The organism is Methanosarcina horonobensis HB-1 = JCM 15518 (genome assembly GCF_000970285.1).
Taxonomy (GTDB): domain Archaea; phylum Halobacteriota; class Methanosarcinia; order Methanosarcinales; family Methanosarcinaceae; genus Methanosarcina; species Methanosarcina horonobensis.
The window spans coordinates 989,973-1,002,806 of sequence record NZ_CP009516.1; the positions used below are offsets into that span (position 1 = coordinate 989,973).

The window sequence follows — 12,834 nt, forward strand, 5'->3', positions numbered from 1 at the left end:
TGGAATCTCTTAATGCAGGATTCGCGTTTAATCATAATCAATCGCTCATTCGGAATGTTAAATGAATTTAATTTAATAATGCGTTTAACTTCAGGATAATCTAACTTTAAATGCCTTATTTCAGGTCCAGATTCAATACTAAATTCAAAATGTTTGGGAATAACTTCAGGTATCCTGAAAACTCAAAAATACCCGAAAAAAATTTAAATGGAAGAACTATTATGACAGAAAGCGATACCAAAATAACACTCATCGGATCACGGCTGGCAAGGGAAGGGCTGGAGTTCATATTCAAGGGTGAAATGCCTGAATGCAAGAAGTGCCGCTTGAAGAACACCTGCCTTAACCTTGAACCCGGACGCAGGTATAGAGTCGTGAGAATCAGAAGTAAAGATATACACGAATGTTTCCTGCACGACAGCGGGGTTCTTGCCGTCGATGTCAGCAGGGCTCCTATTACTACAAACGTGGAGTCCAGAAAAGCAGTTGAAGGGGCAAAAATTATGTATGAGCCCGCCAAATGTGGCAAGAAAGAATGCGGTGAGTATGAGATCTGCCACCCGGAAGGGCTTTTAAAAGGGGACAAATGCAAAATTGTAGAGGTCCTTGAAAGCCTTGATTCAAAATGTGAAGCCAGCAATTCCTTGAAAAAGGTAAAACTTGCATGGTGAACATAAACAAACACCTTTTAGTAATAGTAAGACTGATTATTAATTAATAAATAAAGTTTATAAGCGGTGTTATAAGTGCCTGAACATGAAATGAACCAGGTCCCCCCCTATGAATTTTATACCCAAAAGCGCTGGGAAAACTGGCTCGGACGGGCAAGGGAAAGCGGTTTTCAAATCAAAGAGTCCGAAGAAGATGCTGGCAAAGAAAGTGCCGTATTCGTCAACATGGTCGACGATGTGATACTTGCCTGCCTGAAAGTAACCGCTCGCTTTGAAAAAGATATGCTCTCCAAAGAACAGGCTTTAGAGATTCTTGAGGAGATCAGAGATATCGTGCTTTCCGAGGTCGAACCCATTTCTGAGGATATCGACCTTATGATTGATTCAGTACAGACCTCTTTGATGGGGGCGCTTGTCGCCTTTGAATCCTATGTTATGGGCGATTATGACGAAGGAGTGAGTATTGAAGAGCTTATAAAAGCAGCAATCGATGCAGAAGCCTCGGATAACCTTGAACTTGCTCTTGATTACACTGCACAGTGCGGCGCAATCGTGCTCAAAGGACAGAGCCTTCCAGAAGAGGTAATGGCTGAGCTCCCTTACGGAATTGTTGCAGAATGGCTTGACGGGATTGACTCAATCTCGGCAGCGATGGTAGGAAGCGACAGTTATAAAGAATTCGATGAAGATGACGAGGAAGATATTGTATAAGATCTTCCTCTACACTTTTCTTCAAACTTTTTAAGTACTCTAGATTTTCAAGTATTCCGGGCTTTCAGTACTCTAAATTTTAAATGTTCAAGACTTTTAAATACTTAATTTTTAAGCAACTGTGTTTTAACAATCAATCAGGTTTTTTCCATAATCCTTTCATATACTTCAAGGGTCTTTTTAGCTATTGTTTCCCAGTTATATCTCTTTTTCAGGAGATCGTACCCCTTCTCTCCCATCCTGTTGCGGCCTAGTCCCTCAAGTACGTAATTCAGACCCCAGGCAATGGAAGAAGGTTCTTTATGGGCAATAATTCCTGTCCTGAAGTTCTCCACAAGGGCGACTGCATCACTTGCAACTACGGGTTTTTTTGCATCCCATGCCTCAAGCACGACTATCCCGAAGGGCTCGTTCCGACTTGGAACACAGACAAGGTCGCAGGCATTGAACCAGTCTATGACAGTATTGTCAGGGGCGTAACCAAGGAAATTGCAGGAATCCCCAATCCCAAGCCTGTAAGCCTGGTTTTCACATTGAGACCGCATCTCTCCTTCTCCTATGAGCACAAATTGGGCATCCCTTTTCCTCAGGACTTTTGCTGCAGCTTCAACAAGCAGGTCAGGTCCCTTCTGATAGGACATCCTTCCGGTGAAGAGTACTACAGGGAGGCAGGGATGTATTCCGTAGTTTCTTTTTATCTTTCCGGGATCAACTTCCCTTTTTATTTTTCCCACGTTTATCCCGTTGGGAATCTCCCATAGCTTGTAATCAGGAATTCTGTATATGTGCTGGACTTCCTCTTTCAAAACTGTAGAGGTTACAACCACATCTGAAGCTTCATAGCCTCCAAGCCATTCCCTGTGAGAAATCTCTTTTGCCTCCCACCAGTCTCCATGCCTGTTTCCGTTGCGTCCCCATTCCGTGCTGTGGAAGGTCAGGACAAAAGGCAGCCCGAACTGGGCTTTAATTCTACAGAGAACGTTTACAGGATGCCAGTCATGTCCGTGGAGGATGTCAAACTCTCCTGCCTTCTCCCGGACGTCCAGGAACCGGCAATACATGCCGTCACACATCCTGTTCATCTGCTCCACTATTCCTCCGGTCCGGTCGCACGCAATCCTGTGGTAGTGAACCCCATTGACCACTTCATCATTGTTTTCATGACCCCGGGTAAAAAGATGAACCTCATGTCCCTCAGCTACAAGAGCCTCAGAGAGTTCTGATACATGGGGTGCAATCCCTCCTACACGTATTGAATGCAAACTTTCCCAACTAAACATTCCTATTCGAATCTTTTTCATAGACTCACTTGTTCCTTTTTGTCAAAGTGAAGGACATCATGATTTCCAAAAGTTACAGGCTTTTCCCCCAGCCTGTTCTGTTCAAACCCTTCAGCTTACCCGATTAAAACATGTTTTCAAGGTTGGTAAACTTGGGTTGCGCCTTTCTGATTTAGTTCTTCTGTACGTATTCCCCTCTTAAACCCTTCACGTACTCTGTTCATAACAGGCTTTATCTAAATATACGTGTCTGTTACGGACTATTTTTCGTATTAAGGACACAATCTCTATACTTCCCTAACTTTATTCCTTATTTATTGTACATAAACATATCTCTGGTTTTTCTACATGTTTAGGACTGAATACTTTCACTCCGATTGTGTATTCTCTCTTCTTAATTTGTCATGAGACATCTCATTCATTCCCCTTCAGGTATGAGGCTGCCTTTTCCGGAGAAACCGTATTAATATAAATTCCCGTGTTAAGTTCGAACCCGGCAGCTGTAGAAAGCCGGGGTAGTAACCTGAGATTCAGGTGGTACTCCGTAGTTTCAAAAAGCTGATAGAACATATGGTTATAGGGCAGGTCTCCAAATAATTTTGCGTAACTCCTGAGTATATCTCTTAAAATTTCCCCTAGGGCAAAAAGGAGTCCTGAACTGAGTTCCCCAAGAAAACTTATATGCTTTTTCGGAAGGATCCATACCTCAAAAGGCACAGTTGAATAGTAAGGTGCAAAGGCTATGAAATCATTATTTTCAAGGATAAGGCGCGGTGAGATTTTTTCTTTTTCAAGGAGAGCGCAGTAAGGGCATTTTTGTGCATCTCTTATGGCTATCAGTTCCTTTTCAATAACCTGCGGGCAAACCGGCAGGGCTATGAGCTGGCTGTGCGGATGGTCCTGTGAAGCGCCTGCGGCTTTTCCGGAGTTTTTGAACAGGGATACATAAGAGATTTTCTCGTGAGCCGCGTAATGGCAGACTCTATCCCTGTAGACCTTCATAAGTCCTGAGATCTCGGTATCGGAAAAGTCCTCCAGCTTTTTTCCGTGCACAGGAGACTCCACTATTACTTCATGGAAACCGAATCCTGGAATTACTTCAGATTTTTTTCCGAAGGATTCTGGGAAGGATGAGGCAGGAGAAAGTGCAGGATACAGGTTTGGAAAACAGCGAAAATCCCAGTTGCGTACTCTTTTTTCCCCTGTATCGGCAAAAACCTCTCCATTTTTGTATACTGCAGTTGCAGGAGGTGTTTTTTCTTCATTTCCCCCGCAGAAGACACAGTTCTCAGAATCGTTTTTTTCGGAACCTCTGACTGCTCCCGCAAAATCCGAAGGTCTTTTAGCTCTTTCTTCGGCAATTATGCAGTATTCATGGAGGAAATAATGCTTTCTGATTTCTGACATCTTGACCTCAACCTGGCCCTCTCAATTTGATTTTTTTCGGCCTTTTCTTTCAACCTGCTTTTTTCAGCCTGCCTATCTCAACCAGTTCCCTTCGAATTTCACCTTTTTCCGGAGTTTTTATCTCCCTCCTGTATGCAGAAGCGTGCTCCGCTTATCAATTCATAGTACTGTTCCGTGGGCTTTTCCCAGCCCATATCCTTTGCGAGAAGGAATGCTTCCCTGCAGAGTAATTTGTATTTTACTCTATCATCCACGAAGTTTCTGGTAAAGTAACTGACTGCCAGGGAATATTCAAGGACTGTCTCGTAATAGGAAAGGTCTATGTTATCAACTACTATCACCCCGCCCAGACCCTCTATCAGGGATTCGATAGTTTTTACAGCATCACTGAAACCGCAGACTCTGCTTACCACACTTGGGGTCCCCTCTCTTCCGGCTTCAAGCCCTGTGAGCAGGAACGGGTCATAACGGGAAGGGAAAATCCCGGCACAGCAGCCTGCCATAAAATCTCTTACTCCCATGCCCAGCCCTCCGTCCTCTGTCGAGATGATCTGGGGATAGAGGACAGCTGCAACTGAACGCTTTCCCCTTACCATTTTCGTGAAATCCAGCCCTCTTTCCTCTATCATCTGCTGAAGCCTGAGTTCGTTTCCTACAAGTACGTCTTTTGGCAGATGTACCGGAAACCCTTCGGGGAGGTTAGTTTTCGGGCCTTCTGCAGCTACAAGGAAGCAAATTACCTTGATCTTCTCTTCCATATGTCCTTCCATGATGCTGTTCCTGATTATGTGCTCGAGAGCCACAAGGGAATCAAGAAGGTCAGGGTATCCTTTATTTTCAACCTCTATGCGTGAGATTGTAAAAATAGGAATGATCTTTTCAGGCTCGATTTTTTCCCCTCCGTAATACTTATACAGATTTTCGGAAAGGAAATTTCTGATTTGTGCGAGGCAAAGTTCTTTCCTGTTCCAATCTATTTTTTCAGCTTCAATGGTTATCCCGTTTCTTATGACAATTCCGTTAATCCCGTAAAAAAGCCTGGCTTCCTGGCGGGTTGATTCCCCTACTGCAGTAACCGTATCTGCATAGAGGGCAAGAGCTTCGAGGGAGGCAAGGTTTTCAGGCACGCCCGGAGGCCATATACTATCATTGTTTCTTCTTTTTTGAATTGAATTATAACCTGCAGCCCTGCCGGGCAGAGTGGCGTGCAGGGTTGCAACGCTGTTTACCGGTATTCCCAGTTTTTTAAGTCTTGCAGGCGCGTAAAATGTCCCAAACTCGTGGCAGTGAAGGGAAATCCCGGGACAGGGAATGAGATCTTTACTCGAACCTGCTTCTTCTGCCCATGTGTCTGCAGTTCTGGGAGCAGAACTTACAAGGAGTCGGCTAAGCTCGGAAATCGAGTGTGAAAGAGAAAGATAATGGGTATATTCCGGACCATTAGGAAAGTTTTCGTATTTCAGGGAATCAAGCTCCAGAAGTTCATAGGCTTCGGCTTTGATTCTGCTTTCAAGAGTCATCTCTTTTCCCATGTATGATGAGCGAATCTTTCCAAAATCCGAGGTCTGAAACTGCAGGTACCCTATTCTGGTTTCCCCTACCATTTCCTCCCCTGTAAAGACTTTAATGCCTTCGTTTTCAAGGGTTTTCAGACTTTTCTTCAGTTCCCCGTCCGCGCTTAGAGGAGCAAGCCCATCCATATTCGTGATCCTGTTCAGACCACGGTTCCAGTCTGCGCCCCTGTGCCCGAAATACGGGCCTGCGATAAGGATTTCTGTGTTTTCTTTTGCTTTGAGTTTACCGGAGTCAAAAAGAGCCGCAAGGGTATGCGCCTCTTCGTGAATGACGTTCCAGATCCCGCCCATTTTGTTTGATGCAGGTCCTGCCTCTTCTCCGGCAATCATAATGAAATGGTTTCCCAACTCCTGAATCCCCCTCAGGTCATTTGCCGTTAAATTTATGCTTATTTTAAATCAGCCTTTGAATATTAATACTTATCAATTGATAAAGCAAACTGATGCGGAGCGAATCTCCAGAATATTGCTCTCATGACCTTTTTCCTGTACTGCTAATGGCTGCAGTCGACAAGCCCATCAGTCACGAACCAGCCAGCTGTTAATTGGTAATGAAAACGTATGTGGAAAAAAACAGAAGGGCTGGGATGATGCTGAGAAAGAAGTCTCACATACCCGTTTTTTAGACCTGAGTTTGAGTGCAGTCACCGAGTACCGAGGCTTTTGTCTTTGCGTAACAACTTTCTACAAGCTGCAAAGTCCCTTCGAGGTCCGTGATCTCAAACTCAAAGAGTGCAGAGAATTCTTTTACACAGGCATCAAAATCTTTTTCATAATCAAGGCCTGTATTTACCCTTGCAACCCTTTTGTAGCCTGCATAATCAAAGACAAACTTTGACATCGTTATATCGTCAGGGTTCTGGCTCAGGCCTGCGGTTCTGACCATTTCCCTCCAGTTTACTGCCCACATTGGAGTCAGGAAAAAGGTACCTACCCCTCTACAGCTTTTCAGAACTTCCAGATAGCGTCCTCTTCCTCCCAGCACGGCACCGATACAGTCGTCTACGATTTCTCCGTTCTCTTCTTTCAGGATACGGATCTTGCAGTCCAGGGCTTTGAAGTCCTCTTCAATTTTCCCGAGTACGTTTCCGCAAAGCCCGTAAAAGAGCAGGATCCCATCCGAACTGGGAGCCATAAGTTCAACCTTTGAGTAAACGGTTTTTTTAAGGTTTTCAGGAATTGCGTGCAGGGCAAGCTCAAGCATGTAAACTATCAGGGTCAAACCTTTCTCGTCCCCTGCGGATTTATCGGGAATCTTTTCAGGAGGAAGGACTATATATTCAAGTCCTGCTTCGGTCATCTTTCTCACTATACCCTTGCAGTCTTCGTTTTCCACCACAAACACTTTTTTAATCTGAGGATCATTTTCAAGAAGGTGCATTATCTCGTCTTCGAACATCCTGCACCCTATTATGGTTATTACCGGCATGTAGATTCCTCTTGCATGTGTAACTCATTGCTTTTCTCATTTTGAAAGCTGGCAGGGTGGCCCCTGAGAGGTTTCATTTAATTCTCAGAATAATTCTCTTGAAAAACCATGTCCTTTAAAAATAATGTTCTTTAAAAAAAATCATCTAAACTTCGAAATATTCAATTTTATTTGATGACATTATGTATAGAAAAATATATTGCCGTCGTTTATAAATCTGAGCGTTAAAAAAATACACTAATCATCCAGTCGGTATATTTCAATAACTATTTGATAACTATTATTGCGAGATTTATTTTGTAATTTTTCTCAGGTTGTCAGACGTGAATTCAAAATCCGGCAAAATCCGGAAGCAATTCGGCATCCGCTCTGAAAGCATTTTTCCGGTTTACGGCCCTTTTCGGGATCAGGTTCTCAACAGCAACCCTATATATACTACTGAAGCAACGAAGCTCAACAAGCTACGAACCGCATGAAGCCTGTTCCACTTTTCCAGGAGCGCCTGTGTTCGCTCGACTCAAGGTCGCGGCCAGGTGCTAAAAGTCGATGATTCGCAGGCATAATTGCAATGAATGTAAACGGCACTACCGAACCGATTAGCCCGGCACCAAAGAGCCACAGGATGTCTCCACCGAGTAACCAGGCCGAAACCCCGGCAAGGAAACTTAAAATCGCTAGTGGGGCCTGCATTAACGTTGCGCGTTTGTAACTCGGGGCCCAAACGGTTGCGGCTATCTTCGTGCCACAGCTCATTCGAGCAGGATGCTCGACAAGATTGATATAGATGGCAGCACCTGCGAACAGGGTGCAACTCAAAACTGCAATGAACTCGACTGCAGTGATCATGTGTCCTCCTGTCGGTGTCGGTGATAAAAAACAAGCCTGGAACAAGGCTTCTTGATTTATTGAACTACACGACCTTTTGAAACGGGTAAACTGCGTGAGTGTCCTCCCGAGAGTTTATTTATTGGGCTATATTTATATTTATTACCTGGCTGTTATTTATTATCTAAATCTTCTCTTCCGGATTCATTCGTATTCGATTCATCCATATTATTCATCTCATTCTTTCATCTCATTCTTTCATATCTTATCATCTGTATCCGATTCCTCCGAACTCGGGTTGTATCATGCTTTTTTTAGCTCCAGGTCTGGTAGTAACCTTCTTTTTCCAGGACTTTTACGGAGAGGGAAAAAAGCTCTGAGAGATTTGCATCTGTCAGGACATCTTCTTTTTTTCCGTCCCTGAAGACTTTTCCTTCTTTTATGAGGATCACACGGTTTATTTCCGGGATAACGTCCTGAAGGTTGTGAGTGACAAGAATTACGCTCTTGCCTGATTGTGCAATTTTCCTGACACTCTCACGGAAATTGTGCATGGCTTTTAAGTCAAGGCTGTTTGCAGGTTCATCGAGGATAAGGGCCTGAGGGTCGTGTACAAGAGCTCTCCCTATAAGCACCCTTCTTGCTTCTCCTGTGGAAAGCTCGCACATCAATCGATCCTCAAGGTGGGAAATTTCAAGGAATTCCAGGACTTCTTTTGCTCTGGCTTCCATTTCAGGAGTAACTTTGTGGTTGTAATATATTCCTATGCTACTGAAAAATCCTGAGAGCACAACATCAAAGACTCGGATCTGACGGCAGCAGGTCTGCTGGAGTTCACCGGAAACTATCCCGAGTAGCTTCCTGAGCTCAAAAACGTGCCATGTCCCTTTGTCCATGATTTTCAGTACGAGTCCGTCAGCTCCTGCAAGCGGGTGGTACTCTTTTGTCAGGGTCTTTATCAGGGAAGATTTGCCTGAGCCATTGGGACCTATGATTGCAACATGTTCTCCGGGCTTGATGGAAAGAGAGATGGAATCAAGGATCTTTTTCCCGCTTCTGACAACTGTTACATTTTTCATTTCCAGCAGGGAGGGAGAGTTTTCCTTCCCTGTGTTTTTTAATTGTTCAGCCATTAGTATCATCTTTTGAGTTTGAAATCAGCTTCTCAACCATACTTTAACCGGGTAACTTAGCCTTATAGTTTAGTCATTTAGTTTAGCCGCGTAGTTTAGTCGTTAGTTTAGTCATTAGTTTAGTTTGGTCGTATCTCCAACCGGGTTCATACTTCTGGATTTGCCGGCTAGTTTTTACTGGAACTATTCTTTATCGGAACTTCCATTGTAATTATTTTTTCATCGGAATTTTCCCGTCCAGTAGAAGTTCCCCTTTTTAAATCTTTTCCATACTTCCAGTATAATTCTTAATTAAAGGAAAATTCGCCTAAAAAAACTCCTTTATGTCCTGCATTAAGACTGTCGGATATAAATTAAAAATACTATCTCAAATTTACTTATAATATACTTCAGCTGCCTTTTATTTTCTCATTTTTATTTTAGTTTCTAAAAATTCCCTACAAATAATTATTTTACTGTTTATTCGTTTATTTGAGCTTTTTTAAACCTTTGTTTCATATTCGGCAGCTTATAGACCTCCTAAATATTGTTAAAAACCTCTGTATTCCCCTTACTAAAGTTTCTAAGCCTCTATCTTAGTTTCTTATGTTTATATAATACTGTAAAATAAAGTCATCTTTACCGAAAAATAGAAAGGCATTGAAGGGAGGTTTTTTATTGGAAGTTAGACACATTCGGAGTACGTTTGGGGATTATCTGTACGATATCCGTTTTATCATTCTTTTTTATGTGATAGGAGATTGGGCATCCACTTTTTACGCCCTGCCATTCGGCACTGAATATAACCCTGTTCCTGCAATGATCCTGGAAAACTACGGAATCTACCATCTTCTGCTTATAAAAATTGCTTTTATCCTCCTGCTCTTTTACGTAGCTCCGATAATAAAAGTCTCAAAAGGACGATGGGAACTCACAAAGCATATAATTGAATCGGTGGGCATCCTGGTAACTGTAAATAACCTCATGGTGGTCTGGTACGGGTCCAGCCTTGTAGAGACTCTGGGACTTGTCTGAGTCTCTGCAGACCCTGCATTTCAGACTTTTTCCCTCCCTTTTTATTTTTCCCGGTCATTGATCTGAGCTCTATTTCTCTGCTGCTTTTTGCTGGTCCCCTTTTAATGTCCGTCTTTTACTGCTCACCTGATGTCCTGCTGCTTACCTGGTTTTGGCGTATACGAAGCAGTCATAATACTCTTTTCCTATCCTGTGGATTCTCTTTGCGATCCCTTCTTTTTCATATCCGCACTTCATAGCAACCTGCTCACTTGCGAGGTTTCGAATATCCATAAGGATAACAATTCTTTGCAGTTTCAGTGTACCAAAACAGATTTTTTCAAGTTGCCTTACAGCTTCGGTTGCAATTCCCTGTCTCTGATAAGCGTTATCCACAAAATAGCCAATTTCTCCAACCCAGGGTCGGTGCTGGTCGATTCTTATCCCGCAGGCTCCTACAAGTTTATCGTCAAAAAAGATCGAATAGTTATGTTCAAAGTTTGTTTTTCTTTTGACATCATTCATTTTCAGGAACCGTTTTTCGTCTTCAATGGTTTCTACCGGCATTTCTATAAACTCACAGTTTGTGTGCGTAATGATTTCAAAAAAACGCTCGGCATCGGAAACTTCCTGAGGACGAATTTTTACTTGAGACATGATGGAAAATTAAGCTTCCCTCCTGAAATACGTTTTTGATGCTTCTGCCATCTCTTTGATATTTCTCAAGCGTAAAAAACAAACTACAGGAAAACAAAGTATAAGTAACACCTTTGATTAAATAATAAACTGTGCAAGCCGATAATAAAATTGATATTATATCCAGGGTCAGAAAGGATCTGGTTAAAAGCGTTGATGAGAAGACTAAAAGCGGTTTTTCCCGTTTTTTTAAAGAGGAAGTTAAGTGCCATGGAGTAAAGTCTTCTGCTGTTAAAAAAATTGCAAAAGATTATTTTAAGGAACTGGAAAAGGCAGGGAAATCTAATAAAAAGAATGTGTTTGCCCTCTGTGAAAAATTCCTGAAGTCCGACTACTGCGAGGAGGCCTTTATCGCCTTCGAATGGGCATACGAGGTAAGAGACGAATATACAGAATCCGATTTCGAGATTTTTGAGCGCTGGATTAGAGACTACGTTAATAACTGGGCGAAGTGTGACACCCTTTGCAATCACGCAGTCGGCTCTTTTATCGAAGAATTCCCTTCCTTCGTTGAAAACCTCAAAGTCTGGGCGAAGTCTGACAACCGCTGGCTCAGGCGCGCATCAGCCGTAACCCTTATTCTGCCCGCAAGAAAAGGTCTTTTCCTGCCCGAGATCTTTGCAATCTCAAACATCCTCCTCAAAGACACAGACGACCTGGTCCAGAAAGGCTACGGCTGGATGCTGAAAGAAGCCAGCAAACCCCACCAGCAGGACGTCTTCGAATACATCATGACTAACAAAAAAGAAATGCCCAGGACCTCCCTCAGGTATGCGATCGAAAAATTCCCTCCTGATCTGCGGGCTGAAGCTATGAAGAAATAAAAAAGCAGATAATAAAACCGTGACAGGAATTTCTAAAGTGGAAATATTACAGGCAACTCAAGGTACAGGCATCTTAAGGAAAACGACTAAAAAAGGATAAAAGTTTTGATGAAGGGAAGCTAAAGGAGGTTGAAGGGAGAGGAGTTTTTCCGATGCAATACCCCCATACTGCATCTATGAGCCCCGTTCTCCCCCCATATTCCCTAGTTTTGTTCCCATATATTTTGCCAGCAGTCTGGTCTGCAGGCGGATCCATCTATGCAAGTTTTGTCTGTCTGCCAATCAAATGAATGTCTTCACAAGTATTTTTCTCTATTTACCAAGTCATGATAAAGGATTATCACTGTCTAAGTTTTAGTGAGAAAGTTTGGTCCCTGTTTGTCTTCTCTATGTTTCTCTTGACAATGAAATGCTTTTGAAGTTCTTTATTATTATTTGTTAAGATATAATGTGAAAAATTAGGAAGTTAGGAAATCGGGTGAGTAAAGAGATGAAACAAACTCTGTTTTCTTAAAAGTTCTTAGCTTTTTGATTTGATTCCTGTACTTTGTCTGGACAGTTAAATAGAGGCAATCCTTCCTGCATCCGTTATCACGTATCCGCCGTCTCCGTCTGCTATATAGCCCATTGCTTTGAGTTCCCGAAGGTGGTTGTAAGTCATTCCTTTAGAAATTCCGGCAATTGCTGCAATTTGAGTAACTGCGGAATTTCCTTTCTGGATCTCTTCAAGTATTAGTTTCTTGGTTTCCGAGAGGTTGAAGCTCAGTACCGGAAAATCAATCATAGTGCTATCTTCTTCTGTCACATATACGATTCTCTGCACCATATCATTTCTTGCATACGCCCCGAAAAGCGCCCCAAAAGCCTGCGGCTTCCTGCCTCCTGAGACATTGACAATTACCTGGTTGCCTCTGTCGTGTTCCTTTTCAATTAGCTCTGCGACATCTTTTGCTACGCGAACGGTGTCATAGACTGCCGTATACTTCTTCTCGACTTCAAGCGCATTTTTAAAAGTTTTTTCAATTATCTCTTCGGATTGTACCTTCTTTTCATTTGCACCTTCTTCTGAAAGAAGAATAATTTTAGAAGGAGCAAGGCGAGTGACACAGATAATGACAGGTTCAAGGGAATAGATTGTGGAGATTAGAGTAAGCTTTGACATTAGGTGCTATGTATTGTTTGGTTAGATTATATGTTTTTCTATATAGGTTATATATTTATATTTTATTTAATTTGATGATTATTATAATTTAGATTAGAAAAGTATATATAATATCTTATTAATCAATAT

At 42.5% G+C, this 12,834-nt stretch carries 12 protein-coding genes; 4 read left to right on the forward strand and 8 right to left on the reverse strand.

Annotated elements, in window-relative coordinates; genetic code table 11:
* Positions 1 to 221 precede the first annotated feature (221 nt).
* Positions 222 to 671: a UPF0179 family protein gene (locus MSHOH_RS04430; protein ID WP_048143173.1), complete on the forward strand. Its 450-nt coding sequence runs from the start codon at positions 222 to 224 to the stop codon at positions 669 to 671.
* Positions 672 to 746: 75 nt separating this feature from the next.
* On the forward strand, positions 747 to 1,382 hold the full coding sequence (locus tag MSHOH_RS04435; protein ID WP_048137699.1) for a DUF2150 family protein: 636 nt from the start codon (positions 747 to 749) through the stop codon (positions 1,380 to 1,382).
* A gap of 137 nt (positions 1,383 to 1,519) precedes the next feature.
* On the opposite strand, the gene MSHOH_RS04440 is transcribed toward MSHOH_RS04435, so the two are convergent.
* From MSHOH_RS04440 to MSHOH_RS04465, 6 genes are all read right to left on the reverse strand, one after another.
* Positions 1,520 to 2,683, reverse strand: a complete 1,164-nt coding sequence (locus MSHOH_RS04440; RefSeq protein WP_048137702.1) for a glycosyltransferase family 4 protein — start codon at positions 2,681 to 2,683, stop codon at positions 1,520 to 1,522.
* Between the two features lie 393 nt (positions 2,684 to 3,076).
* The gene (locus MSHOH_RS04445; protein WP_048137704.1) at positions 3,077 to 4,069 is read right to left on the reverse strand and encodes a galactose-1-phosphate uridylyltransferase; all 993 of its coding nucleotides are present in this window, start codon (positions 4,067 to 4,069) and stop codon (positions 3,077 to 3,079) included.
* A gap of 98 nt (positions 4,070 to 4,167) precedes the next feature.
* The gene (locus MSHOH_RS04450; protein WP_082089234.1) at positions 4,168 to 5,991 is read right to left on the reverse strand and encodes a glycosyltransferase family 4 protein; all 1,824 of its coding nucleotides are present in this window, start codon (positions 5,989 to 5,991) and stop codon (positions 4,168 to 4,170) included.
* Between the two features lie 274 nt (positions 5,992 to 6,265).
* Complete coding sequence (locus MSHOH_RS04455; protein WP_048137706.1) at positions 6,266 to 7,072, reverse strand: DUF1638 domain-containing protein; 807 nt, start codon at positions 7,070 to 7,072, stop codon at positions 6,266 to 6,268.
* 453 nt (positions 7,073 to 7,525) lie between these two features.
* Complete coding sequence (locus MSHOH_RS24990; protein ID WP_275425574.1) at positions 7,526 to 7,825, reverse strand: DUF1772 domain-containing protein; 300 nt, start codon at positions 7,823 to 7,825, stop codon at positions 7,526 to 7,528.
* A gap of 386 nt (positions 7,826 to 8,211) precedes the next feature.
* Positions 8,212 to 9,030 carry an ABC transporter ATP-binding protein gene (locus tag MSHOH_RS04465; protein WP_048137708.1) on the reverse strand — a complete coding sequence of 273 codons (819 nt, stop codon included), beginning with the start codon at positions 9,028 to 9,030 and terminating at the stop codon, positions 8,212 to 8,214.
* Between the two features lie 657 nt (positions 9,031 to 9,687).
* On the opposite strand from MSHOH_RS04465, the gene MSHOH_RS04470 reads away from it, so the two are divergent.
* Complete coding sequence (locus MSHOH_RS04470; RefSeq protein WP_048137710.1) at positions 9,688 to 10,044, forward strand: hypothetical protein; 357 nt, start codon at positions 9,688 to 9,690, stop codon at positions 10,042 to 10,044.
* 141 nt (positions 10,045 to 10,185) lie between these two features.
* On the opposite strand, the gene MSHOH_RS04475 is transcribed toward MSHOH_RS04470, so the two are convergent.
* Complete coding sequence (locus MSHOH_RS04475; RefSeq protein WP_048137712.1) at positions 10,186 to 10,680, reverse strand: GNAT family N-acetyltransferase; 495 nt, start codon at positions 10,678 to 10,680, stop codon at positions 10,186 to 10,188.
* 131 nt (positions 10,681 to 10,811) lie between these two features.
* On the opposite strand from MSHOH_RS04475, the gene MSHOH_RS04480 reads away from it, so the two are divergent.
* Complete coding sequence (locus tag MSHOH_RS04480) at positions 10,812 to 11,543, forward strand: DNA alkylation repair protein (protein WP_239451213.1); 732 nt, start codon at positions 10,812 to 10,814, stop codon at positions 11,541 to 11,543.
* Positions 11,544 to 12,102: 559 nt separating this feature from the next.
* Here MSHOH_RS04480 and csa3 read toward each other — a convergent pair.
* Positions 12,103 to 12,705 (reverse strand): CRISPR-associated CARF protein Csa3, encoded by a 603-nt coding sequence (gene csa3 / locus MSHOH_RS04485; protein ID WP_048137714.1) that lies wholly within the window; start codon positions 12,703 to 12,705, stop codon positions 12,103 to 12,105.
* Positions 12,706 to 12,834 lie beyond the last annotated feature (129 nt).

Bases quoted from the DNA above. Each gene is read 5' to 3' on its own strand.
- MSHOH_RS04430 (WP_048143173.1), top strand. From the start codon at position 222: ATGACAGAAAGCGATACCAAAATAACACTCATCGGATCACGGCTGGCA.
- MSHOH_RS04455 (WP_048137706.1), bottom strand. From the start codon at position 7,072: ATGCCGGTAATAACCATAATAGGGTGCAGGATGTTCGAAGACGAGATA.
- MSHOH_RS04465 (WP_048137708.1), bottom strand. From the start codon at position 9,030: ATGGCTGAACAATTAAAAAACACAGGGAAGGAAAACTCTCCCTCCCTG.
- MSHOH_RS04445 (WP_048137704.1), bottom strand. From the start codon at position 4,069: ATGTCAGAAATCAGAAAGCATTATTTCCTCCATGAATACTGCATAATT.
- MSHOH_RS24990 (WP_275425574.1), bottom strand. From the start codon at position 7,825: ATGAGCTGTGGCACGAAGATAGCCGCAACCGTTTGGGCCCCGAGTTAC.
- MSHOH_RS04440 (WP_048137702.1), bottom strand. From the start codon at position 2,683: ATGAAAAAGATTCGAATAGGAATGTTTAGTTGGGAAAGTTTGCATTCA.
- csa3 (WP_048137714.1), bottom strand. From the start codon at position 12,705: ATGTCAAAGCTTACTCTAATCTCCACAATCTATTCCCTTGAACCTGTC.
- MSHOH_RS04475 (WP_048137712.1), bottom strand. From the start codon at position 10,680: ATGTCTCAAGTAAAAATTCGTCCTCAGGAAGTTTCCGATGCCGAGCGT.